Consider the following 24,580-nt stretch of genomic DNA (forward strand, 5'->3'; position numbering starts at 1 on the left):
CGTGATTACCCTCTGAGACCGCTGCATTGGCATTTTTCAATATTGTTTTATTGTCCATGATGTCAACTTTATTGATTTAAAACTCTTCCTGAAGTTTTAACCAACCGATTCAAACAGTGTACCGCTGAAAATGAAATTAGATTTTAATTAAATTGAAGATACTCTTAAATTACTCGATTTGAATCATCTGTTTTTTTACTTTTACCGCATTAATTTAGATGAAAATGAAATCAATACTTACAATATTCCTTCTTCTGTCTTTGCTGATGATCAGTTGCAACAGCAAAAGCAGTGAAATTCCCGAAATTTCAAAAGGTAAAATTGATCAGAAATGGTATTACGAAAACGAAACCATGAAATTCAAATTTCAGCTTCCCCGCAACTGGAATTTCGCAGACAGCAAACATCCGATGACGAATTATATTCCGATGAATCAGGATTTGACACAGGATATTTTAGGAACTGACAGAATTAAAATAGAAAAAACTTTTAATCTAATGGATGAATCGTCCATCTATCAGCTTTTTTCAGTTTCAAAAAATAGAACAGAAGATATCCGAACCGGTAACAGGAAAGGAGATCTGGGTTTTGCTGTTGTTTCTTCACAGACAGGAAACGCTGATGAGGATATAACAGCTGCTCAAAAAGAAATTCAGAAGCAGTTGAAAGACAGTCCGGAAGCCTTAAAAATCAATGAAAAGAATTTATCTTCAACAGAAATTTTATTATTTGGTAAAGACAAAATTCCGTATTTTAAATTCACACATACTGACATCAGCGGAAATCCTGCCGGAAACAGACTGTATGCATTCAAAAATTACGGTAACTATAATCTGATTGTTTTAATTACGTATTTTTCTGAAAATGAATTAGATGAGATTAAGGACGTCCTGAAGACCATCGAAAATTAAAAAGAAGTATCCGCTTTTTAAAATTCAGAACTAAACAGCTGTGGATAACTTTTTTCTCATTTTGTTGAATAAAAATTTAAATTTATCATGTCTTAAATTCTCTTATTTTTCAAAACTAAAATTATTTCAGTCCACAAATGAAACACTTTTGCAGGCTCGCAATCATTCTCGTTGCGATGATTTTCACCTCATGCCATTCATCTGCTCAGCAGAAAGATGATTATTCAGCAAAAATCGACAGCTTAGTACACCTTAAAACGCCAAGATCTTTCAACGGCGTTATCTACATTCAACAAAACGGCAAACAAAAATACTCCAAAGCATTTGGTTTCTCCAATTTTATTAAAAAGACACCGCTGAAAATCTCAGACCGGTTTTCAACCATGTCGGTCGCCAAACAGATCACAGCAACACTGATTTTACAGGAAGTTGAAAAAGGAAAAATTGATTTAAAAGTTCCCATCCGTAAATATTTACCCGATTTTCAATATTCTTGGGCAGATAGCGTTACCGTTCATCAGTTGTTGAATCACACCAGCGGTTTGTACAGCGATAATCTAAAACCAAATCTGAAACTTGCGTCGGGAACGGAATTCAGTTATTCAAATATTGGCTATTCTGTGGCAGGAATGGTTTTGGAAAAACAAAGCGGTAAAAAATTCGAAGATCTGGTAACCGCTTTATTCAAAAAATGCAGAATGAATAACAGTTTTTATCCAAATGAAGCGAACAGTAAACTTTTGGTAAAAGGTCACACGATCAGAAAAGACGGGACTTTCAGGCTCAATGAAAAATCGGAATTTGATACTGATTATTATTTTGGAAGTCATCTTATTGTCACCGCTCCCGATCTTGCAAAATGGAATGAAGCCCTGCACAACGGAAAATTGCTGAAACCTGCGACTTATAAACTGATGACCAATTATTCCATCACTGCAACGCATCAGGTTTTTAGTGAAAATCCGATTGGATACGGATATGGCTTAAGGATCAATGATAAAGCTGATGTTTACGAAATCGGGCATACCGGTTTTCATCCGGCCGAAGGTTTCACGGCTGTTAATTTATATTACCCCAAAACCAAAACAAGCGTAATCATCATGGAAAATGTGGGGAATGAAAACTTTGACATCGCGTACTTTTATGAGCAGGAAATCAGAAAAATTATTAAAAAAAGCAAGCTGTTAAAATAGATGAAAACAAAATTTAATTGTTTATTGTCAGCGTTTGCAATCGCTTTGCTATTTTCCTGCTGCTCCCGGAAAATAAACTACGGCACAAAAACCGATATTCACGACAAAGCAGATTCTGCAAAGTCTTTAGCAAAAATCAAGCACATCAAAAGTCTCAGTTTTTCAGATTTTAAAGAAGGTAAATTTGCAAATGGAAGAATTGCTGTAAACTACCGTTTTTTAAAACCGAAGAGTATTGAACAGACTCAAAAATGTCCGTTGGTTCTGGTGTTTCACGGTTCCGGGGCGATTGGGACAAATAATACTTCGCAAATGGGCGTTTTGGCTAAAATGTGGCTTCTTCCGGAAAACAGAGACAAATATCCGATGTACGTTTTGGCTCCTCAGTTTCCTGACCGGTCGTCGAATTACCATTTGGATCAGAAACGGAATGTGCTGGCTTCACAATCCAGTGAATATCTGGATTTGGTTTTAAACTCACTGGATTCATTTATTGAAAAAGAAAATATTGACAGAAGCAGAATTTATGTGATGGGATTTTCGATGGGTGGCTCTACAACGTCCAATGCCATTTCCAACCGGCCTGACCTTTTCGCTGCGGCAATCAATATTTCGGGCGTTTCGCAATTTGCTAGAATTGATCATCTGAAAAATCTATCGATCTGGATGGTTCACGGAAGTCTGGATACAGAAAATTCTATCAAAAGCAATTTTCAGTTCTTCGGAGAATTAAAAAACAGCAAAAATATTTTCTTCTGGGAATTTAAAGATAGGTACCACAACAATATTCTGTCTGCAGAACTGATTGACGAAATCCCAAAATGGCTGATGAAACAGCACAGATAAACTCTAAAAAAATCACATTTGAAATCACTATTATTCCTATTCTTACTATTCATTTGCTCAAATTCGTTTGCGCAAAAAACTTTCGTCTTTTTAGGCTCGTTCAATTGGGACAGAGAGAAGGAAGGACTTTTTGTATATGAATTGGATACGGTTAACGGGAATTTGTCAAAAGCAGCTGCAGTTAAGAATATTCGCAATCCGTCTTTTCTGACCTTATCGCCTGATGGGAAATACATTTTTGCAGTTACAGACAGCAAAACAGAAAATGACGGAAGTGTCAGCAGTTTTAAATTTAATCCTGAAAATAAATCTCTGACTTTCATTAATAATCAAAAAAGTGGTGGCGAAAATCCGGTTTACCTCACTGTGCACAAAGATGGAAAATGGCTTGTAAATGGAAATTATACCGAGGGAAGTGTTTCTGTTTATCCAATTTCGGAAGACGGAAAAATTCATCCTTTCGTTCAGAATTTTCAGTTTTCAGAAGGGAGTGTAAATAAGAAAAGACAGGACCGGTCGCATATTCATTCGGTGGTATTTTCGCCGGATCTCAATCATATTTTTCTGCCTGATTTAGGTGCAGATAAAATCAGGTGCTATCAGTTTAAAAAAGATCAGAGCAGGCCTTTGGAAACCTGTCAGGAGCCTTTTATCAAAACCGCTTTAGGAAATGGCCCGAGGCATTTTACATTTCATCCGAACGGAAAATTTGCTTATCTGATCGAGGAAATGGGAGGTGCAGTAAGTGTTTATCAATACAGCGAAGGAACGCTAAAAAATATTCAGCGGATTGATACGCATTCTGAAAAATTGAAGACAGATTTTGAAAGCTCAGACATTCACATTTCGCCTGACATAAAATTTCTGTACGCTTCAAACCGTGGAGCTGAAAATAATATTGCCATTTTTAAAGTAGAAAATGACGGAACTTTGAAAGCAGTGGGCTATCAACCTACGAAAGGCAGACATCCAAGGACTTTTGGAATCGATGAGACTGGAAAATTCGTTGTTGTAGCCAATACCGGAACAGGAACGGTTGTGGTTTTTAGAAGAAATTCTGCAACCGGATTACTGAAAAAAGTAGGTAAGAAAATTAAAATTGAAAATGTCTCTACAGTACAGATCAGACAGTACTAAGAAATTCAGCAGTTACAGGAAACATACTAATAAGAGAAAATCCCGAAGCACAGCCACGGGATTTTTCAAGATAATATAGATGTAATTTAGTGTCTTTTAAATAATATTTCATCCATTTTGGTCTGCTTCACGTATATTTTCTGAAAATTGACGGGCATGTACTGGTATAAAATATTCCACTGATGTAAGTCTGTCTGCTTTTTAAAACTTCGGAAAGATCTTACAAAGAGATTCTCAATGATCTGCTGTACGGTGCTCGTCCCGTTGCGGTAGATCCAGTCCATCATTTTGATGTTGTGATTTACAATATTGATTTTTGATTCCTGTAAAAGATTTTTAAGGTGATTTACAGTCGCCTGAATTACCCCTGCGAAGTTATCCTGTGCAGAAAGTTGCACAATTTCCTTCTGAATGGTAGGATAAAATATTTTTAAATGTTCAATTGCAGCATTTTCATTAATGGTCTTAATATCCATCTTCTCCATAATTTAAAATTTTTAGACATTCTGAAACTATCTAAAACTGTACCAGAATTTAGGTGTGACAAATATGTTCTCTATAAAATATAATTTTATTATCCGAAATTCAATTTTCTCTAAATAGTTTATTGATGATACTTACGGAAATTTTATTTATCACATTGTAAAGATTTATAGGTTTTGTTCTAGCAATAGTTGCGACAATTTTCAGCTTTTTATGTAATGAAATTATTGTATTCTGTAATGAAATTGACAACAATGTTTTATTGAATTTTTTTTGTCTAAAGTAAACTGTTATTTTGTCGCATTTAATTTTCAGATTAAATATATTTGCAGTCCATAAAAAATCATTGATGTTTACAAAAATTGTTGTCCACAGAGTAGGAAATAAAATCAACGGAGAATCGCTTATTCTGTCACAGGAAGAGCTTGAACTGGATGAAGGAACGGTAGAGATGCTTGAAAATTATTTCTTAGGTTCTTTTAAAACTGAAGAAACCTATCAGTTTTACAGTGATACTTATCTGGTTAATAATCCCGTATTCAGTGCGGTCTCGGAGATTTTTGATGATAAAAGCAAGTTTCTCTGGGAAGCCGAGAATATAGCGAAACATCTCTTCGAGGCAGCAGAAAACCCACGAGTTCAGGGTGGAGAATTATTCATTGTTTTCTTCGAAGATGAAAGGGAAGGCGATGAAAAAGTAGATAAAATCGGAATTTTTAAAACCGAAAAAAGAGATTCTTTCCTGAAAATATTTCCTAAAAATGAAACTTTTGAGCTTGAAAAAGATCAGGGAATCAGCCTTTCAAAAATTGATAAAGCAGCCTTGATTTACAACAATGGAAAAGAAAACGGATACGTACTATCAGTTGTCGACAACAACAAAAACGGTGATATGTATTACTGGTTTGAAGATTTTCTGAAAGTAAAGCAGCGCGATGACGAATATTTCCACACTCAGGAAGCGCTGATGGTTTATAAGGATTACATCACCAAGCAACTTCCGCAGGAATTTGAGGTTTCAAAGGCGGATCAGGCAGATTTTCTGAATCAGTCTATCAACTTTTTTAAGGAAAAAGAGGAATTTAAATTAGACGATTTTACGGCAGAAGTTTTAAAGGACGAGCATGTGATCGAAAGTTTTAATAATTTTAAAACCGATTATGAGCAGGAAATGCAGATCAACATTGCTGAAGAATTTCCCATCAGTGAAGCTGCTGTGAAAAAAACTCAGAGACATTTTAAAAGTATCATTAAGCTTGATAAAAATTTCCATATTTACATTCACGGCGACCGTAAAATGCTTGAGCAGGGGCAGGATGAGAAAGGGAAATATTATATGCTGTATTTTGACAAAGAGGTATAACCTGCGTTTAATGTATTTAGAGTGAGGAATTTGCGAAGATATTAGATTACATTTGCTTAAAAAGTATGATAATTAATTTATTGTTTAAATTTTAGAAAAAATATCAAAAGTTTTATAACAAATTTTAACTTATATTAAAATTCCTTTTTATTTATCAAACCCAATCTCAATCATAAATGTAAGAGATTTATTTTGGTTATATTTGATACCTTAATTATTGATATGAATTTCATAGAATGTCACGAAGAGCCCATTCACATACCAGGGCACGTACAAAGTTTTGGATACCTTATTGGCGTTTGCTCGGTATCTGAGACGATTAATTTCTGCAGTGAAAACATCTCTGAAATTTTCGATATTTCCAGTGCTGAGGCACTTTTAGGTAAAAAGATTTCAGATTTTCCCGGCATTTTCAATTTGCTTTCAGAGTCTGAAATCTACAGTTCTGTAAGTGAGTATACGAAAAGGGAAAATGAAACTTACTTTGATAAAATTTGTATAGATCAAAAGAAATACCACTTTTCACTTTTTAGAAACGGTTTTAATATTTTTCTTGAATTTGAGAAAGTAATTGATAATCCGAATAAAAGAATTACCAATAAGTACGATAATTTTTATATTATAGACAACGATCAGGGAATTTGGGATCAGCTGCTCAATACACTTTCCAACATCATAAATTATGACCGTATGATGGTCTATAAATTTATGGATGACGGATCCGGCAAGGTGATTTCAGAAATTAACAATGGAGTTTTGGAGAGTTATTCCGGCTTACATTATCCCGAGCACGATATCCCGAGACAGGCGAGAGAGCTTTATCTGAAAAAAAGAAAGAGAATTTTCAGTAATGCTTATGCAGAGCCTGTTCCCATTATCAGCAAAATAGATTCTCCTATCAATCTTACGTATGCCAGTGCAAGAGCGATGTCGCCTATTCACGGGCAGTATGTGAAAAATTCAGGAGCTTCATCAAGTTTCAGCATCTCAATTATTATTGATGATAAACTCTGGGGTTTGGTGACCTGCCAAAACAAAGAAGCAAAACACATTGATCTTGAAGACCGTGTGCAGGCCGGTATTTTTACCGTGCTGGCATCTAACGCCTATGCCTCATTCAAATCTAAAAAAGATCTTGAATACCGTCTTGATCTTGATGTAAAACTTTCATTTTTAAAAGCTGAATTTTTAAAATACAATACCCTTTTTGAAAGTCTGGCTTCCAATAAAAGGGAACTGCGGAATTTGCCTAAAGCAGATGGTTTCGCAGTAATTTCTGATGCGGATAAAATTACCGACGGTGTAGTTCCTTCTTACGAAACGATTCAGAAAATTGTGGACTGGGCGTATGATAACACATCCGACAATATTTTTATAAGCAGCAGTTTTTTAAAAGATTACGGGACAGAGTTAGGCCTCGATAGTAGTGCTGCCGGGGTAATCATATACTTTGTTGAAAGAAGTAAAAATGAAATCCTGATCTGGTTCAGAAAAGAATTTGACGAACACATCAACTGGGCAGGAAATCCTGAAAAGAAAATTGAAGTTTTATCTTTAAACGGAATCGACAGAAAAACGGTTTCGCCACGCACATCATTTCAGGTATTTACCGAAAATATTATCGGAAGCTCGAAACGGTGGAGCTCAAAAAGTGATATTGCAGTGAAGTCCATCAGAGATTTGATCTTAGGTACCTCGCACAAGCAGTACATCATGATCAAAAAGCTGAATGATCAGCTTAAAAAAGTAAATGAGGAGCTTGACAGTTTCTCGTACACGATTTCGCATGATTTGGGAACACCTCTTACTGTGATGAAACTCAACGCTCAGATGCTTCTTAAAAGTCTGGTTAATGCGGATGAGAAAGATAAAAAGAAGATTCAGTCTATCATCGGTGAGATCGATAATATGGCAGAAATGATGCAGAATGTTCTTCAGCTCAGCCGTGCAAAACACAGCGAGATTCTTCTTGAGAAAATTGAGACAGAAAGCACCATTGAAAAGATTACTGAAAATGCAAAGATGACTTACAATACGCCTCACAGCACGGTTGTAATAAAAGAATGCCCTGAGGTTCTGGCAGACCGCACTATGCTTCATCAGGTTTTCCTGAATATCATCAATAATGCAATAAAATATTCTTCAGGCAATGAAAAACCTTTTATTGAAATTGAAGGTTCAGACAACGGAGACTATATCATTTACCGTATCAAAGACAATGGAATAGGCATTCCCGAGACAGAAAAACATAAAATGTTTAAAATCTTCAACAGAATGGACAATGCCAAAAAGTTTAAAGGAAATGGTGTAGGGCTGTCTATTGTACACAGAATCATGAACAGACTGGGTGGTAATGTTGATTATGAAAGTACAAATGAGGGAACCTGTTTTATTTTAACGTTTCAAAAGCCTAAATTTGCTGAAATATAAATCTTTTAGCAAATTATAAAATGGTTTCAGAGTATCTAAAACAAAACACAGCAGATCTTCACGACGCTGCCGAAAAATTATTCAGTTCAGACAAAATTTTCAACAAAACTTTTACTTTTGATGATTACAAAAAGATTATCAGAAATAATTATCTGATGCTTTTAAATTCTGAAAATCAAATTATCGATAGCCTTTCCGGTCATTTCTCTGAAAAACTTCAGCTGGATCAGCGTAAAAAATTATCTGTAATTGAAAAAGATTTATCAAGTCTTTCTATTGAGAATGAGAAACCGCAGCAGAGTGTTGAGATTTCAAATCACAATGAAGCGCTGGGCATGCTATACGTAATTGAAGGTTCTACTTTAGGCGGCAACGTAATTGCAAAGCAGCTTTCAAAAACTGAAGGTTTCGAGAATGTAACTTTCAATTTTTTTGGATGCTATAAAGAGAATACAGGATTAATGTGGAAGAATTTCAAAGAAGTTCTGGATACTGAAGTAAAGGAAGAAAGCTATGACGAGGTTCTTGCAGGAGCTAAAAAGCTGTACACACTATTATTAAACATTAATTAATTTTCTTAAATTATAATTAAAATTCCCGAAAGATTGCTCAATTTTTCGGGAATTTGTACATTTGGGAAGCAAAAATTTAAACTAACAGATAAATAATAAATAATTAAATTATGAAAGTAACCGTAGTAGGTGCAGGTGCAGTAGGAGCAAGTTGTGCAGAATACATCGCAATGAAAGACTTCTGTTCGGAAGTGGTTTTAGTAGATATCAAAGAAGGTTTTGCTGAAGGAAAAGCAATGGATCTGATGCAGACAGCATCTCTGAACGGATTTGATACAAAAATTACAGGTACAACAGGAGATTACAGCAAAACAGCAGGTTCTCATGTAGCAGTAATCACTTCCGGTATCCCAAGAAAACCGGGAATGACTAGAGAAGAACTGATCGGTATCAACGCAGGAATCGTGAAAGAAGTTACTGAAAACTTAGTAAAACATTCTCCGGAAGTAATCATTATCGTGGTTTCAAACCCAATGGATACGATGGCTTATCTGGTACACAAAACTTCCGGTCTTCCTAAGCACAAAATCATCGGTATGGGTGGTGCATTAGATTCAGCGAGATTCAAATACAGATTGGCAGAAGCTCTTGAGGCGCCGATTTCTGATGTAGACGGTATGGTGATCGCTGCACACAGTGATACGGGTATGCTTCCGCTTTTGAGTAAGGCTACAAGAAACGGTGTTCCTGTATCTGAGTTCTTAAACGACGATCAGCAGAAATATGTAATTGAAGAAACTAAAGTGGGTGGAGCTACGCTTACAAAACTTTTAGGAACTTCAGCTTGGTATGCTCCGGGAGCGGCAGTTTCTGTGATGGTTCAGGCAATTGCATGTGACCAGAAAAAAATGATTCCCTGTTCATTAATGTTAGACGGAGAATACGGAGAATCTGATATCTGTCTTGGTGTTCCGGCTATCATTGGAGCCAACGGAGTTGAAAAAATTGTAAATATTACTCTAACAGCTGAAGAGCAGGCGAAATTTGCTGAAGCTGCACAGGCAGTAAGAGAAGTAAATGGAGATTTAAAGTTCTAATCGCCATTTGCCAAAATAAATGAAAAAAATTCGGTGCACCGCTGTGTGTACCGAATTTTTTTATGTTTAATCCAAAATTATTCTTTATATTTATTTACACAAATCAAAAATAAGAATTGCCAATGTACGAAGTTACTGATCAGCTGAAGAAGATGGGCTTTAGTGTGAATCATATTAAACGGATTATTGAACGCAATAATGGCAATACCAATATCAACACTCAGGAATATTTCTGTATCTTCATAGCATTAGACGGCTTCGAAATCGATGTGCAGGGACGTAATTTTAAGGTAAATGCAGAAAGTATGCTCTTTGTAGGACCTCATAAGGAAATTTCTGTAAGTGATGTGGAAGGTAAAGATATTTATGCGATTGTCTTTTCATCAGCATTTTACGAACAGAGTTCCACGGATTCGTTACTGCTGAATTCTACACTGTTTTTTAATTTTGAATCTGATGTTTTTACAGCGCCTCTCATCACAGATAAAGATATTGTAGAGAAGTTTATTATCGAGAGATTGCTCAGGTTTTACGAAAAAGGTGAGACACTTTACATATCTGCGGCTCACAACACAGTGAAAGCCTTTATTCTGGATGCCATGCTTTTTGCGGAAGATAAGCAGATTGAGATTACGGATAATCTGGACTATGTTTCATGTGTCAACAGATTCAGAGTGATTTTGCAGCGCGATTTTAAGGAATATAAAATAGTTTCATACTATGCAAAAACGCTTAATACTACTTCCAGAAAACTCACGGAAATGACCGAATTTGTAACCGGAAAAACAGCAAAGCAGGTCATCACCGAAAAAGTGATTGCAGAATGCTACAAACTGTTAAAATACAGCGGATTCACCATCTCGGAAATTTCTTACCGTCTGGGGTTTTCAAATGAAGGAAATTTCACCCATTTTATTAAGAAACATACCGGTAAAAATCCAAGTGAAATAAAAAATTCCGCAAATTCTTCTGTTATAAAACTTACCAATTCCTATTAGTCAAAACAAATTTCCAAGTTGTATAAGTCTTAGTCTTAAATTTTTTCTGTAATTAAATTTCCTATCTTACTGATAAATTACAACCGATTTTCCTGAATATACTCAAGATTATTCCGAAGATCTACTTTCTTATAATCATCCTGCCAATCAATGTTTACAGAAATTTAAAACAAATTTAATATGCAGTGAATATTGATTCTTGTTTTCCCTCATTTTAATAAAGTAATATCCAAATGATGAAATTGTTTTAATATTCATTTGAAATGTTTAAATTTTTTAAAATATTTCTACTGTTAACAGAGAATTTTATTTGATAAGATAAAATGCAATATATGAAAGTCAAATTGAAATAAAAAAAATTACAATTAATTTTTCTTTTTTTACAAATTGATATGACCTGAGCCACAGTAAATTTGCACCCGAAATAAAACACATTTTTTTGATAAAATTATTCTTATTGTTGCATAAAATACAATAGAATAAATTTGTCTTTAGGAACATCAGAAATTTTTTTCTAAATTTTTAAAAGTCATTTTTACCGGTATTTTTAAACTGTCTTTATGGTTTCCTAACACAAGACCAGACTGCACAGGTAGCAATAGGTACTTCAATGAATGATACACTTTAAAAAAAAGAAAGAAAAATGTTACACTACCTGCAAAAAAATTCTGCGCTGAGCAATTCCTGCTGATTGATCTTCTAATCACAGCCCCCCAAACACTAAGCTATTAAATTCCGTTATTGACCATACACCTGCTTCGGCCTGCTGTAGGGCAATCCAGTGATTTTAATTTTAAATATGAATACAATTTTTTCCTCAGGGAAAATCTTGTAAGCATATCTTTTTGACAAAATCCTGCTTTTTTAAACTCAAAAACTGACTGTACTCAAAAGTACCGTCACAGAAAATCTATGCTTATGAATAAAATTAATTTTATACTCTATCTGCTTGTTTTTGTGCTTTCCGGCGCAAATATGAATGCCCAAACTGTCTTTTTTGAAGACTTTGGTACCGCTACCACCAGACAGACCTCACCTTATATGCCGTCTGGTAGTTTCTCCTACGGAGCACCATACAATGCGGCTTCAAATACCAGCTATGATGTTTACATGATCAATGATAACCATTATGCTGTGATTGCTCCCGGATACATTAAGTCTCAGATCAGACCCAACGTCAGTGAGTATTATTTCTGGACCGCCGCTCACAATGCGACGGGAAATGATGCAAACGGTACCACACCACAAAATACGGTAGTCAGAGATATGTCCGGAACGCAAAATGGTGCAGTGATGGTTGTAAATGCCGGGAGTACGCTCAACAGTTTTTACGAAAGAAATGCAACGGTAGAATTAGGACAGACGTATAAAGTTTCTTTTAATACTTACGTGGTCAACAGTCCGATAGATATCAGTCTAGTTTTAAAAGACGTGGCCACCGGAAGTATTTTGGGGACTATTAATTCAGGATATGTCAACAGTGCAAACACCGGTGGAAACTGGGGAAATGCATATGAACTTTATTTCAGAATGCCTGCCGCCTCATCGACATGTATGGGAAATCAGATTCAGGTTTCTCTTCGGAATAATCTTTCACAAAATGCCAATAATGATTTTTATCTAGATAATATTAGACTTGAAAAGGTTTCAAACACACCTCAAAATACCATTATTCTGTCATGTCCTTCAAGCGGAACTTTAGATTCTGACAACGACGGAATTGCTGATATCTGTGACCTGGATGATGACAACGACGGAATTCTGGATATTTTTGAAAATGCATGTGTTCTTGCAGGACAGACTGTAAGAATAGGATACATTCCGAACTCCAGAGATTTAGACACAGACAAAGGGTATACCTTCGATGGACAGTACATGAGCGGATCGGGAGCGCTGAAACTTACAAACTCCGCAAATTTCGGATCGTCAGGAACTGTGAAAGCCAATATTGTTCTCGTTCCAATGACAGGAACAATCACAAAAGCTTCTATCGTAAATGCAAATTTAAATGCAATATTTTTAGGTGGAATAGATAATTCAGTTGATTCATACCTGTCTGCTGCAGAACTGAATGCCATCAAAGACTGGTCAGACGATGCGCTGCAAAACTTTGTGGTGGTTACTCAGGTTCAGGCAAAAGCCTGGGGTGCAACGATTACACAGGGCAACGTAAATCCTGATAAGCCGACTTCTTACGGATCTGCATCACCTATTTTTAACGGACCTTTCGGTACAATTACACAGTTTGAACAGGCAGGCACCTATCAGGCTTATTTCAACAGCATCAATTCCGTCTGTTCGCCACAACCTTTGGCGATGGACAACAGCAACAGAGCGGTAATGTATATTGATGGCCTTTACAATGATCTTATTATTGCAGATGTTGATATTCTTACCAATCCGGGTGGAAACAATGTAAGTAATGGCGGAAATATTACGTCAAACGGAGACAGGCTTTTCGCCAACATCTGGGCGTTTGTTGTACAGCAGTCTTTCTGTGGAGATCTGGATTCTGATAATGACGGAATTCCAAACAGATTAGATTTAAATTCTGACGACGATACCTGTTTTGATGCAATTGAAGGTGATGAAAATGTAATTTATTCACAGATTGACTCCAACGGGAGGCTGCTTGGAGGCGTAAACGCCAATGGAGTTCCCCTCGTGGTGAATGCGGGTGGAGCTGCTGATATTGGTGGTGATGAAGGCCAGGGAATTGGAGTTTCTCAGAATAAATTACTTGACGGATGCTCATGCTATAAAAACTCTGTCATTACTCAGCCGGGTCTTGCAACGAATTCAGGAATTACCTCACTTCAAAGAGCCGGTGCAAACAACGGAAACTGGCCAATGGTAAGAAAAGGAGCATGGACTGCACTGGAATCAAAAACGAAAGGATTTGTACCGAACAGACTTACCACACAACAGATTGCCAATATTCCTCCCGCGAATCTGATTGAAGGGATGATGGTTTACAACATCAGTTTAGACTGTCTTCAAATTAATACAGACGGAACGGCCAGTGGCTGGAAGTGTTTTAAAACACAAACCTGTCCGGATCTTCTCTAAACAGATCAGAAGAAAATCTAAAAGCATACACACAGAAAAAAAAAGAAAAAAAGAAAAAAATGAGAATTTTATTAACGCTCAGTCTTGCACTGACCACAATTTTTACGCAGGCTCAGGTTGCCATCGGAAAGCCTGCCGTCACCAATAATTCTGTTTCGCTGGAATTTGGTAATGACCAAAACAGAGGAATGATTTTACCTTGGGTAACCGATGCAAACACTTTGACCAGTTCTGCTAACGGAACGATGGTGTATGATCTCACTACACTTAAAGTGAAAGTAAAATATGCTGCTGGCTGGAAAGATCTTTCGGTAGACACCACAGGAAAAACAACTGATCCTGTAAGCGGAATCAACGGAATTACCATTCAAACTGCTGCTTCAGAAGCTGCTGATGCCAAAGTAAGTATCGGTACACCAAGTTCGACGCCCGGTATTTTGGTTTTGGAAGACAGCAATAAAGCGATGATTTTACCGAAAGTTGCGAATCCGCAAACCAACATTATCAATCCGTCTCCCGGAATGATGGTTTATGACACCACAAAAAAAGTCCTGGCGGTTTTTAACGGAACGGTTTGGTCTTTTTGGAAGGCATAATATTCAGAATAGCAAAAAAGGCTGTCACAGTAATGAAGTGACAGTCTTTTTTGTTTAATTCAGATAAATGTGGGTATTTGTAAGATTTACTTAACAACCGTTGCTTCCATTTCCACTTTCAGCGTTTCAAACAAAGTTTTAACTTCGATTACGGTGCTTGCCTGCTGAATTCCGTGTTTTGTAATCCAGCTTTGCCAGATATCAAAGTTTTCAAAAAATGCAGGATGATCTGTTGTAAAAACATTTAACCTCACAATGTTTTTCAATTCAAAATCTGCTTTTAAAATAACCTTTTCAAGATTTTCCAGAGTTTTGGTGATTTGCGTTCTCATGTCGGCATCGCTCGTTATTCCATTTTCGTCGATTGCTGTTTGTCCTGAAACGTAAAGCGTGCTCTGAACATTTTTGACTTCCACAGCCTGTGCGTAATTTCTGTCGTCCTGCCATGTCCACGGATTGATGATTCTTTTTTCCATGTTGAAATATTTAAATTTATTAATGGAACAAAGTTCGGCAGTGTGAGAAAATATAAGCTGTGACCTACATCACTATTTTAAACCGGATTCTAAGTACAGTCTGCTCAATGTCTCTCTGGAAACGCCAAGATAGGAGGCTAGCACGGTTTTAGGTAAACGCTGAATAAGAATAGGGTAGTATCTCAGAAACTGTTCGTATCTCTCTTTTGCACTCATCGTCATCAGAGAAAGTATTCTTCTTTGGTTTGAAATATGCCCGCCAATCGCTTTTTTCAGGAAAAATTCAGTCATTTTTGGGACTTCTGTCAACAACCGTTGATAATTATCAAATGAAAGTTTCAAAACTAAAGTATCTTCCAGACACTGTAGCGACTGAGTCGCTTTAGTCTGAGTATAAAAAGCAGCATAGTCGCTTTCCCACCAGTCTTCCATGGAAAACGAAATGATGTGTTCTTTAGCCTCAGCATCAGTATAAAAAAGCTTCAGAAGACCTGAAATAATGAAATACACATGATCAACCTGAGCATTTTCACTGATGATCATTTCACGTTTTTTGAAATGCTGCTCTTTGAAAAATGAACATGCTTTTTCCAAATCATTCTCAGATAGATCAATTATTTTTTGGATATGAGTTTTGAGAATTTCTATCATTTATTCATGATTCACAATAATGAAAGTCTTTTTGTCATTCCGAAGAATTTAAACTGTTATCACAGCTGAAAAATTCTTTCAGAATGATAAAAATGGTGCTGAAGAATAAATCATTTCTGATTGCATATATTCACAGAATAAAATCTACAAAAATGAAACTTTGTTAACTGTATTATTTCTTATTTCTTGCTTCTAAAAAAAATGGTCAAAAAATATTTACAGTTTAATTGGTAAATTGTATTTGATTGTTGACGTAGTTGAAAGTCCAGCTTCGTGTAGAAAAATCATACAAATTTCCAAAAACATCATAAGATTTACTTTCATAAAATCTGTAATTGTTTTGAGAAAGTGATCTGTTGAAAATCTCTTCAAACAACATCAGTTTTTTGGTTGGATTTGGCGAATTGTCATAGTCTTTAAAAAGTTGAACAGTTCTGATTTTACCTGAAAAATCAACCTGCCATGTTTGGCTTACAGCATTAAACACATAAGGTCTGCTTACAATACTGTCTATATTTCCAGCGGAATTGTAGTAATATTTAGTGTCAGAGACAGGAACCTTTTTCTTTTTAAATGATTGCACAACTTTTTCGTTGTTGTAAAAATACTCGATTGTATCATTTACATATGGATCTATGTTGATTTTCTTGACAATTTTGCCGTTTTGGGTTTTGTAAATGGTTTTTAATTGGTCCGTAGAATAAGGCAGTGAAAGCTTCACGGTCAGTGATATCTCATTATTTCCGTAGACAACTTCTTCATAATAATTATTTGAAAATGTATAACCGAAACCCGTTGATGCCGGAAGAGCTAACAGCCCTCCTTCACGCTTTATTGGGCGGTTTTGATTGTCGTATTGAATGGTAACTTTCTCACCGGTACTTCCGGGCAGAATATTGCTGGGATAGTGCATATATCTTAACTGGTAAGCTTCAAAATTTGGTGCATTATTGAGTAACTGAACTTCTTCAGGGTCGTTTGTCTGACAGGAAATTGCAAATATTAAGCAAAGTACTGACATTATCAATCCTTTGATGTGCCTTTGATTATTCATAGTTTATTTTACTGTAAAAGTAGAATAAATATTTTTGAATATTTCACGATTTGATTGGGATATCCAGAAAAAGTTGTAGACAGTACTGAAGAATTTCAAATTGAATTAAAGATAGATAAGTATTTTATTGTTTTTAATTTTAAAAACGATCCGTCACCAACTCGGCATTCACCATGGCACCAGCAGCATTTCCTGTATAAACGGCATTGGCAACTGAACGCATCATGCTGGAATTATCACCACACGCAAGCAATCCAACAACATTTGTCTTCTGGAACTGATCGACTTTGATGTGACCCATTTCCGTCATTTCGCAACCCAGAGATTCCGCAATTTTTGAATGTTGAGTGAAAGGAGAAGGGCCATAAACCACATCAAAGTTTACAACTTTGCCATCAGATAAAATCAGACTTTCGACCATTCCGTTCTGATGTTTCAGTTCTTCAATTTCAGTTTCGACGATCTGTATTTTATTTTTTTCTAATTTTTCCCGTTGGACCTCGGTGAAATCAGCTTTTCCACGCGTAAAAACTGTAAGATTGTTTGTAAGATTACTTACCAAAGAAATAATATGAAAACCACGGTCTCCATTGGCAATTATTCCCGTTTTTTTTCCTCTGTATTCATAACCATGGCAATACGGGCAGTGAATCAGTGATATTCCCCAGGATTCTTTGAAACCTTTAATGTCCGGAACTTCGTCAGAAATTCCGGTAGCAACGATCAGTTTTTTAGAATTAAATTTTTGACCATCTTCTGACGTAATTTCAAATCCTAAATCTGTCTTTTGAGCTGAAATGGCTTTTCCATCATAAAACTGTATTGTCTCATATTCCTGAACTTGACTTTTCGCTAAAGTTGAAATTTCTTTAGGTGTTTTTCCATCCTGAGTCAGGAAATTTTGAGAATGTGGCGTCTGTTCGTTACACGGTTTTCCGCTGTCAATCACCAAAACGTTTCGGAGCGAACGTCCCAAAGCCATTGCTGCAGAAAGTCCGGCATAGCTTCCGCCAATGATAATAACTTCGAATAAATCAGAATGTTTCATAAGTAATAGTTTTAATTCTCTTTAAATTCTTGTCAAAGTTAAAATAAATTTTTATTATTGCAACACAATCGCATTAATAAAAATGAAAAGAAGAAGTACACCCAGCAAAGAAGCCATTCTGAATGTGTTGTCAGATTCAAAAAAGGCAATGAGTCAGGATGCTATACTGAAAAAAGTTTCTCTGGATATGGACAGAGCTACAGTTTACCGTGTACTGAACCGTTTCTGCGAAGACGGAATTCTCCACAGAATCGTTGCCGAAGACGGAAAACAGTATTTTGCGGTCTGTATTAAATGTGAAAAAAAGAAGCTGTTAGACCATCATTTTCATTTCAGATGCATAAAATGTGAAACGATAGAATGTTTGCCGGTTGCTGTGCAGTTTTCTCTGGAAAAAGGGTATGCGGTTGAAAGTGTTAATTGTGTGTTGACGGGAGTTTGTAGAGATTGTGCGTGAAATATACTCCAAAATGCTACCTGATTTACTCAGAGATAAAAACACCTTGTTGATTCATTTCTAAACTGTTTTCCGGCTCGGTATACCAATCGACAAATTTCTTGTATTCTGCATTATTTGCGGCTTGCCATGCATCAAATCCCTGCTCATCACCAATTTGAAAGAGATAGTGATTGTAAGCATTAAAGATCTTGTTATCTTCCATCTTTTTTTGATACTCAATCAGAACGTTCGGATAGTTTTTAATATCTCGTACATAATATTCTTTAAGAAATCTCTCTCTGATTTTAGCAAAAGATGCAAGATTAAAGCTATCGTGACCTATGACTGACAGAACTAAATTTTTCTCAAAAATCATGCAGTAAGGTAGCTTCTTGTTATCCAATTCAGATACGTCTACTTGTACTGATTTACATAGAGCTACCTGTATTTCATTGCTGTTTGTAAATTTTATAGCTGCTTTATATGTATCAAAAAGCATTTTACTAATTTCTCTAGTACGCTCTGTCGTTCTCTCGAGATTTACGAAGATTTCACCATAAATAAGTCCTTTCATTGTGTTTTGAGAATTCATATAAAGTCTTCCTGCTCTGTAATAATTTGACGGATAATTTGGCTCCACACGCATTCCTTTTTCATAAGATGCGATTGCCTCATCGTATTTTTTCTCAAACTCAAAAACAACACCGCGCTCCAGATAGAGTCTTCCGGCATTCGGAAATTTTTTTAAACCTTCATCATAGGTGGCAATGGCCTTCTCAGGTTTTTCAAGATAATCATAATTGTTTCCCAGCAGCTGATAGTAATCGGCGCTGAGGTTTTCGTAATTTTTGATTTTTAGGAGTTGATCTATTGCCTTGTCGTATTGTTTATTATAGGTGTAAGCTAACGCAATTTCATATGGATAGGTATATTCTTTTGAGTCAATTTTCTCGCATTCTCTAAGCATGACTATGGCTTCATTATATTTTTGTTCATCAATCAATTTTACAGCATCATAAACTTTTTCACATTTAAAGGTTTTCTTTTGAGCATGGATGTAACCGAAACTGAAAATCAGAATACAATAGATAAGTTCTTTTTTCATGGAAATAAATGGATTTAGTTTTAAGTAAATATCTAAATTATTCTTTGAACTTTTAATATTTTTTTTCAATTTATTTATAATATTTTTTCTTTCAACTGAGAGATTTTTGAATGAAAGGAGGCAATTTAAATATCATGTAAAATTTTCAGCAATGATCATATTGAATTTTCATCAAAAAAAATTCATCGGAATTTCACACACCAAAACTTTCAAAACACTTAAATTTGTCACCGTTAAAAAAAGTTATTTAATGTTTAGGAAAATTTCAATTGCTGCAGTTACTCTCATTTCTTTAATAACGGTAAATGCACAGAAAAATAAGAAGTCTCAGTTAGAAAAACCGAAACTGGTAGTCGGTCTGGTGATTGACCAGATGAGGTGGGATTATCTGTACCGTTTTTATGATAAGTACGGAGAAGATGGTTTTAAAAGAATGCTGAATAAAGGTTTTTCGTTCAATAATGTGATGATTCCTTATGTTCCGACGGTTACTGCGATTGGACATACCACCATTTACACAGGTTCTGTACCTTCAATTCACGGTATTGCCGGAAATGACTGGACAGACAAAGCAACCGGAAAAAATGTTTACTGTACAGCAGATACCGAAGTAAAAGGTGTGGGAACCAATGATAAAATCGGTGGTCATTCCCCGAAAAATCTCTGGAGTACAACCATCACAGATCAACTGAGAATTTCCAGTAATTTTCAGTCAAAAGTAGTTGGTGTTTCGCTGAAAGACAGAGCTTCCATTCTGCCTGCAGGTCATAATCCGACCGGAGCTTTCTGGTTTGATGAAACCAACGGAAATTTTGTGACAAGTACTTATTATATGACCAGTTTGCCTGACTGGGTAAATAAATTTAACGATCAGAAATTGGCTGAAAAACTGGTTGCCAACGGATGGAATACGCTGTTGCCAATCAGCGAATACACAGAAAGTACGAGAGATGATGTTCCCTGGGAAAAGCCTGTTGGAACAGCCAAATCTCCAACTTTCCCTTACAACAATCTTGCAGCAGATTATGCTGTAAACAAAGGCGTTTTAAGAACGACACCTTTCGGAAATACCTATACTTTGAAGTTTGCTGAAGCTGCTATCGACGGCTATCAGCTGGGTGCAGATCAGATCACAGATTTTCTTGCCATCAACGTTGCATCTACCGATTATGTTGGTCACGCTTACGGACCGAACGCAATTGAAGTGGAAGATACGTACCTGAGACTTGATATAGAACTGGCGAATTTCTTTAAAATGCTTGATCAAAAAGTAGGGAAGGGCGATTATCTTGTTTTCCTTTCGGCAGATCACGGCGGCGCTCACGCAGAAGGTTACATGAAAGAAAATAAAATGCTGACCGGCTTTTTTGATGACGGTATGGAAAAAAACTTAGGTGCCGAACTGGAAACAAAATATGCCGCAAGCAAACTTATTTTGGGAATCGATAATTATCAGATTTATCTTGATCATCAGTTAATCAAAGATAAGAAACTGGATGAAGCTGCCATTAAAAAAAGTATTATCGAAAATTTAAACAAAGATCCCCGTGTTTTGTATGCGGTTGATTTGAAAGATGTTGCCAACGCACCGATTCCGGAGCCTATTAAAACGAGAGTGGTTAATGGTTACAACTGGCAGCGAAGCGGTGATATTCAGATTGTTTCCCACGATGGAATGCTTCCGAATTATGCTAAAAAAGGAACCACACACAGTGTCTGGAATTCTTATGATGCTCATATTCCTCTAATTTTTATGGGTTGGAAAGTTCCTCACGGTGAAAGCAATGCTTCACATTTTATGACAGATATTGCACCGACCATTGCACAGTTTTTAAGAATTGAAAACCCGAGTGGTAACGTCGGACAACCTTTGATGGAAGTTTTAGGAAAATAAATTTTTTAAAAATAAAATTGAAATGCGCTTACATTGTATGCGCATTTTTTTGTTTGCTATGTAACATCTCAGTGAAATTTAATACCTATCCAAAAAAAACTATGGACAACATTATAGAAATCAAGAATCTCAATTTTGGTTTCGACAGTCAGAAACTTATTCTGAAAAATGTCAATTTAAAAGTTCCAAAAGGATCAATCTATGGATTTTTGGGAGCAAATGGTGCCGGTAAATCCACTACAATGCGCCTGATTATGGGACTTTTTAATGATGAAAACAATGCAGTAAAAGTGTTTAATGAGAATGTTTCTGACATCTATCCCAGAGCTTTACAGAATATTGGCTCACTCATCGATTATCCGGCTTTCTATGATCACCTTTCGGGCTACGATAATCTGAAAATCGTATGCATCATCAAAAAACTGAATCCTAAAACAATCGATGAAGTTTTAGAAACTGTCGGCCTTTCTCATGCCCGAAATATTAAAATGAAAAAGTATTCTCTGGGCATGAAGCAGAGACTCGCCATTGCTTTGGCGTTGATCAGTAATCCTGAACTTCTGGTATTGGATGAGCCTGTAAACGGACTTGATCCCAATGGAATGCTGGAAGTGCGGGAACTTCTCATCAAACTCAATCGTGAACAGGGCGTGACCATTTTTATTTCAAGTCATCTATTGTTGGAAATTGATAAAATGGTAACTCATCTAGGAATTATTTCAAATGGCGAAATAAAATTCGAAGGAAGTAAAGAAGAACTGAATGACCTGTATAAATTCCAAAAAACAAAATTCCAATTGAATGACGCTGAGAAATTTAACGAAATTTTAAAAACAAAATACGAAACCGAACTCAAATCTGAGAACGAAATTGCTATCGTAACCAATTCGCAAATGGAAATCGCAGCGATCAATACGCTCTTAGTCAACAGCGGTGCTCAGATTTTTCAAATTTCAGCAGCAGGAGGTCTTGAAGAATGGTTTATGGAAATTACAAAACAAAACTAAAACATGAATACAGAATTTAAATATATAAAAACCGCATTTGCCGCAGAATGGCTCAAAACAAAAAATCTGGGACTCCTCATTTTAGCAGTAATCTTTGCCGTTTTACTTCCGGCTCTGAGTATTTTTATTCAGATTTTTAATGAGGCTTCAAGAAAATATGATGGTGTGGTTACTACAACCACGCAGGATTCTCTGGGAGACAGCGTAGGACCTTTCGGAACTTTCTTTATGCTGCTTTTCATCATTATTGCCGCGACCAGAATTGCACAGACCGATCATAAGAATAATGGATGGACATTTTTAGAAACCCAGCCTTTAAGCAAATTGAGTATTTACACAGGGAAATTTCTGGTGCTTGTAGCTCTTACAACAATATCTCTAGTGGTATTTTTCGTGGCAACAGTTTTGGAAGGTTATCTTGCTCAGGCATTATTTCCACAGGAAAACTTAAAATATTCTATCGATTTGTACTGGGTGTTTCAGACTTTTGCTAGGTTGTTTGTGCTGAGTTTGGGAATTATTTCTCTGCAGATGATGTTGTCGGTCATTATACCAGGTTTTGTATGGCCTTTTGTCATCGGCTTTGTAGGCTTCGTTGTAAATGTAGTGGCTAGAATCAGAAAAGAAACCTATGATTATTCTCCCTATAATAATTTAGATACTGCGCTGTCGTATAATGATTCTTATCAACTGAATCACTTTTTTGGTTATACTGAATACCTGAGCCTGTTTTGGACAGTTTTGTTTTTCGTGACAGGATATATTTGGTACAGCAGAAGAGGTTATAAAAATGCTTTTCTAAGAAATAAGACCACGATAATTAAAACAATCGTAGGAATTGCCGTATTTGCTGGAATTTACTTTCTGATTACAAAGCCATTTTATCCGCAGAAAAATTCGGATTTAACTTCAATCGAAGGAAGTATTGCTGCTCCTAATACCATTAAAACGGTTAAAATTATTTCTAAAGAACTCCACGAGCCTTTAGCGGAAATCCCTGTAAAAGACGGAAAATTCTCATGGAAATCTAAAAAAAATGTGGATCTGGCTTCTTATATTTTAATTGTGGACAAAAAGCAGTATCCCTTTGTGCTGTCAAAAGGTGATGATATCTTTTTTAATATTAAGACAGATCCGAAACATTTTGTAGTCACCCTGAAAGGAACGCGAAAAGCCGAAGATCAGTATATTATTTCAACAGCTCAGAAATTCTCAATGTTTTATTCATTTGTGGTGGCAGATAAGCAATATACCAATGAACCGGATAAATTTTATGATGCAGCTCAGGAAGAATGGGAAGACGGCGAGAAGTATTTAAGAAAGTACAGAACAAAAGAAAATATTTATTTTTCAGATGACTTCAGAAAATTTCAGGAGCAGATAAATGCAGTTAAACTTCTGAATGCCATATATGATTATCAGAAGATGACATCTTTTACAGATAAAAAATTTACACCGCCTGCAGATTTAATGAACGAGCTTCAGCAGATTGTGAAAAAACCAGTTTCTATGTTGCTGTCTAGCGAAGAATATAAAAACTGGAAGATCAAAGGATTTCTTCCGAAAGAAGGATCAAAAAATCCTGACAGCATTGTCTTTGTAAAACTTTCACAGATGCCTAAAGGTCTTGAAAAAGATCAGCTGCTGTCGTTTCAGATGTTGAAGATGATGAATCTTATAAAAGATGAAAATCAACGCGTTGAACTTTTTAAGAACAAATTTTCTGAATTTCAGAATCCGAAATATCCGAGGTATTTGGGCAGTGAACTGCAGATTATCAACAACCAGCAGAAAGGAAAACCTTTTCCGGTGATAGCTTTTGAAGATCAGTCAGGGAAGAAAGTTAATTTAGATAAATTTAAAGGTAAATGTGTGATTCTGGATCTTTGGGCAACCTGGTGTGAACCGTGTCGTGAAACATCTCCGGTTTTCGAATATCAGGCTAATAAATATTCTTATAATGATAAAATCGTATTTCTTTCTGCGAGCATCGATGCCGATAAAAATAAATGGAAACTTGATCTGAAGAATAAAAAATCTGCTGTTGTGCAATGGTGGATTTCGGATCCGAATGTTCTGAATAACTTAGGAGTAGCAGGAATTCCGCGCTTTATGATGATAGATCCTCAGGGAAAAATGTATAATGCCAATCTACCGAGACCGGACGAAACGAATTTCCAGAATATCATTGATGAAATTTCTGAAAACGATGATGTAATGATTAATTTTTAATCGAAATCTCACTTAAATTAAAAGCCGTCTCACTTTGAT

The 24,580-nt window shown here is 36.0% G+C and carries 21 protein-coding genes; 15 read left to right on the plus strand and 6 right to left on the minus strand.

Annotated features, from left to right (window positions below):
• Positions 1 to 224 precede the first annotated feature (224 nt).
• The 4 genes from ASG21_RS07995 (at position 225) to ASG21_RS08010 (ending at position 4,087) form a co-directional block, all read left to right on the plus strand.
• Positions 225 to 911, plus strand: a complete 687-nt coding sequence (locus ASG21_RS07995; RefSeq protein WP_128414251.1) for a hypothetical protein — start codon at positions 225 to 227, stop codon at positions 909 to 911.
• Positions 912 to 1,048: 137 nt separating this feature from the next.
• A complete protein-coding gene (locus tag ASG21_RS08000; protein WP_082482398.1) occupies positions 1,049 to 2,104 on the plus strand; it encodes a serine hydrolase domain-containing protein in 1,056 nt (351 codons plus the stop codon).
• Positions 2,105 to 2,128: 24 nt separating this feature from the next.
• Positions 2,129 to 2,950: a prolyl oligopeptidase family serine peptidase gene (locus tag ASG21_RS08005; protein WP_206743170.1), complete on the plus strand. Its 822-nt coding sequence runs from the start codon at positions 2,129 to 2,131 to the stop codon at positions 2,948 to 2,950.
• Between the two features lie 18 nt (positions 2,951 to 2,968).
• Positions 2,969 to 4,087, plus strand: a complete 1,119-nt coding sequence (locus ASG21_RS08010) for a lactonase family protein (protein ID WP_056078027.1) — start codon at positions 2,969 to 2,971, stop codon at positions 4,085 to 4,087.
• 86 nt (positions 4,088 to 4,173) lie between these two features.
• On the opposite strand, the gene ASG21_RS08015 is transcribed toward ASG21_RS08010, so the two are convergent.
• Complete coding sequence (locus ASG21_RS08015) at positions 4,174 to 4,572, minus strand: hypothetical protein (protein WP_056078030.1); 399 nt, start codon at positions 4,570 to 4,572, stop codon at positions 4,174 to 4,176.
• 347 nt (positions 4,573 to 4,919) lie between these two features.
• On the opposite strand from ASG21_RS08015, the gene ASG21_RS08020 reads away from it, so the two are divergent.
• The 7 genes from ASG21_RS08020 to ASG21_RS08050 all read left to right on the plus strand — a co-directional run bounded on the left by ASG21_RS08020 (position 4,920) and on the right by ASG21_RS08050 (position 14,635).
• Positions 4,920 to 5,933 (plus strand): nucleoid-associated protein, encoded by a 1,014-nt coding sequence (locus tag ASG21_RS08020; protein ID WP_056078033.1) that lies wholly within the window; start codon positions 4,920 to 4,922, stop codon positions 5,931 to 5,933.
• A gap of 222 nt (positions 5,934 to 6,155) precedes the next feature.
• A complete protein-coding gene (locus tag ASG21_RS08025) occupies positions 6,156 to 8,363 on the plus strand; it encodes an ATP-binding protein (protein WP_056078036.1) in 2,208 nt (735 codons plus the stop codon).
• A gap of 20 nt (positions 8,364 to 8,383) precedes the next feature.
• The gene (locus ASG21_RS08030) at positions 8,384 to 8,935 is read left to right on the plus strand and encodes a biliverdin-producing heme oxygenase (RefSeq protein ID WP_056078038.1); all 552 of its coding nucleotides are present in this window, start codon (positions 8,384 to 8,386) and stop codon (positions 8,933 to 8,935) included.
• 110 nt (positions 8,936 to 9,045) lie between these two features.
• Positions 9,046 to 9,972 (plus strand): malate dehydrogenase, encoded by a 927-nt coding sequence (locus tag ASG21_RS08035; protein WP_056078041.1) that lies wholly within the window; start codon positions 9,046 to 9,048, stop codon positions 9,970 to 9,972.
• Between the two features lie 122 nt (positions 9,973 to 10,094).
• Positions 10,095 to 10,970 carry a helix-turn-helix domain-containing protein gene (locus ASG21_RS08040; protein ID WP_056078044.1) on the plus strand — a complete coding sequence of 292 codons (876 nt, stop codon included), beginning with the start codon at positions 10,095 to 10,097 and terminating at the stop codon, positions 10,968 to 10,970.
• Positions 10,971 to 11,888: 918 nt separating this feature from the next.
• The gene (locus ASG21_RS08045) at positions 11,889 to 14,039 is read left to right on the plus strand and encodes a thrombospondin type 3 repeat-containing protein (protein ID WP_157844523.1); all 2,151 of its coding nucleotides are present in this window, start codon (positions 11,889 to 11,891) and stop codon (positions 14,037 to 14,039) included.
• 59 nt (positions 14,040 to 14,098) lie between these two features.
• Positions 14,099 to 14,635 carry a hypothetical protein gene (locus ASG21_RS08050; RefSeq protein WP_056078051.1) on the plus strand — a complete coding sequence of 179 codons (537 nt, stop codon included), beginning with the start codon at positions 14,099 to 14,101 and terminating at the stop codon, positions 14,633 to 14,635.
• Positions 14,636 to 14,721: 86 nt separating this feature from the next.
• Here ASG21_RS08050 and ASG21_RS08055 read toward each other — a convergent pair whose 3' ends face one another.
• The 4 genes from ASG21_RS08055 to ASG21_RS08070 form a co-directional block, all read right to left on the minus strand.
• Positions 14,722 to 15,111 carry a RidA family protein gene (locus ASG21_RS08055; RefSeq protein WP_056078053.1) on the minus strand — a complete coding sequence of 130 codons (390 nt, stop codon included), beginning with the start codon at positions 15,109 to 15,111 and terminating at the stop codon, positions 14,722 to 14,724.
• 72 nt (positions 15,112 to 15,183) lie between these two features.
• Positions 15,184 to 15,762, minus strand: a complete 579-nt coding sequence (locus tag ASG21_RS08060) for a Crp/Fnr family transcriptional regulator (protein ID WP_056078056.1) — start codon at positions 15,760 to 15,762, stop codon at positions 15,184 to 15,186.
• A gap of 223 nt (positions 15,763 to 15,985) precedes the next feature.
• Entirely contained in the window at positions 15,986 to 16,783 is a 798-nt protein-coding gene (locus tag ASG21_RS08065; RefSeq protein ID WP_128414252.1) for a hypothetical protein, read from the minus strand.
• 172 nt (positions 16,784 to 16,955) lie between these two features.
• A complete protein-coding gene (locus ASG21_RS08070; RefSeq protein WP_056078062.1) occupies positions 16,956 to 17,864 on the minus strand; it encodes an NAD(P)/FAD-dependent oxidoreductase in 909 nt (302 codons plus the stop codon).
• Between the two features lie 82 nt (positions 17,865 to 17,946).
• Between ASG21_RS08070 and ASG21_RS08075 the strand changes: the two genes are divergently transcribed.
• The gene (locus tag ASG21_RS08075; protein WP_056078065.1) at positions 17,947 to 18,321 is read left to right on the plus strand and encodes a transcriptional repressor; all 375 of its coding nucleotides are present in this window, start codon (positions 17,947 to 17,949) and stop codon (positions 18,319 to 18,321) included.
• Between the two features lie 25 nt (positions 18,322 to 18,346).
• On the opposite strand, the gene ASG21_RS08080 is transcribed toward ASG21_RS08075, so the two are convergent.
• Positions 18,347 to 19,408 (minus strand): tetratricopeptide repeat protein, encoded by a 1,062-nt coding sequence (locus ASG21_RS08080; RefSeq protein WP_056078069.1) that lies wholly within the window; start codon positions 19,406 to 19,408, stop codon positions 18,347 to 18,349.
• A 250-nt stretch (positions 19,409 to 19,658) separates the two neighbouring features.
• Here ASG21_RS08080 and pafA point away from each other — a divergent pair, with 250 nt between their 5' ends.
• The 3 genes from pafA to ASG21_RS08095 all read left to right on the plus strand — a co-directional run bounded on the left by pafA (position 19,659) and on the right by ASG21_RS08095 (position 24,541).
• A complete protein-coding gene (pafA, locus tag ASG21_RS08085; RefSeq protein WP_056082246.1) occupies positions 19,659 to 21,302 on the plus strand; it encodes an alkaline phosphatase PafA in 1,644 nt (547 codons plus the stop codon).
• Positions 21,303 to 21,403: 101 nt separating this feature from the next.
• Entirely contained in the window at positions 21,404 to 22,309 is a 906-nt protein-coding gene (locus tag ASG21_RS08090) for an ABC transporter ATP-binding protein (RefSeq protein WP_056082247.1), read from the plus strand.
• Between the two features lie 3 nt (positions 22,310 to 22,312).
• Positions 22,313 to 24,541, plus strand: a complete 2,229-nt coding sequence (locus ASG21_RS08095) for an ABC transporter permease (protein WP_056078072.1) — start codon at positions 22,313 to 22,315, stop codon at positions 24,539 to 24,541.
• The last annotated feature ends 39 nt before the right edge of the window (positions 24,542 to 24,580 follow it).

It is taken from the genome of Chryseobacterium sp. Leaf394 (assembly GCF_001424105.1).
In the GTDB taxonomy this organism is placed as follows: Bacteria; Bacteroidota; Bacteroidia; order Flavobacteriales; family Weeksellaceae; genus Chryseobacterium.

Bases quoted from the DNA above. Each gene is read 5' to 3' on its own strand.
- ASG21_RS08055 (WP_056078053.1), bottom strand. From the start codon at position 15,111: ATGGAAAAAAGAATCATCAATCCGTGGACATGGCAGGACGACAGAAAT.
- ASG21_RS08000 (WP_082482398.1), top strand. From the start codon at position 1,049: ATGAAACACTTTTGCAGGCTCGCAATCATTCTCGTTGCGATGATTTTC.
- ASG21_RS08065 (WP_128414252.1), bottom strand. From the start codon at position 16,783: ATGTCAGTACTTTGCTTAATATTTGCAATTTCCTGTCAGACAAACGAC.
- pafA (WP_056082246.1), top strand. From the start codon at position 19,659: ATGTTTAGGAAAATTTCAATTGCTGCAGTTACTCTCATTTCTTTAATA.
- ASG21_RS08095 (WP_056078072.1), top strand. From the start codon at position 22,313: ATGAATACAGAATTTAAATATATAAAAACCGCATTTGCCGCAGAATGG.
- ASG21_RS08090 (WP_056082247.1), top strand. From the start codon at position 21,404: ATGGACAACATTATAGAAATCAAGAATCTCAATTTTGGTTTCGACAGT.
- ASG21_RS08075 (WP_056078065.1), top strand. From the start codon at position 17,947: ATGAAAAGAAGAAGTACACCCAGCAAAGAAGCCATTCTGAATGTGTTG.
- ASG21_RS08050 (WP_056078051.1), top strand. From the start codon at position 14,099: ATGAGAATTTTATTAACGCTCAGTCTTGCACTGACCACAATTTTTACG.
- ASG21_RS08080 (WP_056078069.1), bottom strand. From the start codon at position 19,408: ATGAAAAAAGAACTTATCTATTGTATTCTGATTTTCAGTTTCGGTTAC.
- ASG21_RS08025 (WP_056078036.1), top strand. From the start codon at position 6,156: ATGAATTTCATAGAATGTCACGAAGAGCCCATTCACATACCAGGGCAC.
- ASG21_RS08030 (WP_056078038.1), top strand. From the start codon at position 8,384: ATGGTTTCAGAGTATCTAAAACAAAACACAGCAGATCTTCACGACGCT.
- ASG21_RS08045 (WP_157844523.1), top strand. From the start codon at position 11,889: ATGAATAAAATTAATTTTATACTCTATCTGCTTGTTTTTGTGCTTTCC.
- ASG21_RS08015 (WP_056078030.1), bottom strand. From the start codon at position 4,572: ATGGAGAAGATGGATATTAAGACCATTAATGAAAATGCTGCAATTGAA.
- ASG21_RS08060 (WP_056078056.1), bottom strand. From the start codon at position 15,762: ATGATAGAAATTCTCAAAACTCATATCCAAAAAATAATTGATCTATCT.
- ASG21_RS08035 (WP_056078041.1), top strand. From the start codon at position 9,046: ATGAAAGTAACCGTAGTAGGTGCAGGTGCAGTAGGAGCAAGTTGTGCA.
- ASG21_RS07995 (WP_128414251.1), top strand. From the start codon at position 225: ATGAAATCAATACTTACAATATTCCTTCTTCTGTCTTTGCTGATGATC.
- ASG21_RS08020 (WP_056078033.1), top strand. From the start codon at position 4,920: ATGTTTACAAAAATTGTTGTCCACAGAGTAGGAAATAAAATCAACGGA.
- ASG21_RS08040 (WP_056078044.1), top strand. From the start codon at position 10,095: ATGTACGAAGTTACTGATCAGCTGAAGAAGATGGGCTTTAGTGTGAAT.
- ASG21_RS08070 (WP_056078062.1), bottom strand. From the start codon at position 17,864: ATGAAACATTCTGATTTATTCGAAGTTATTATCATTGGCGGAAGCTAT.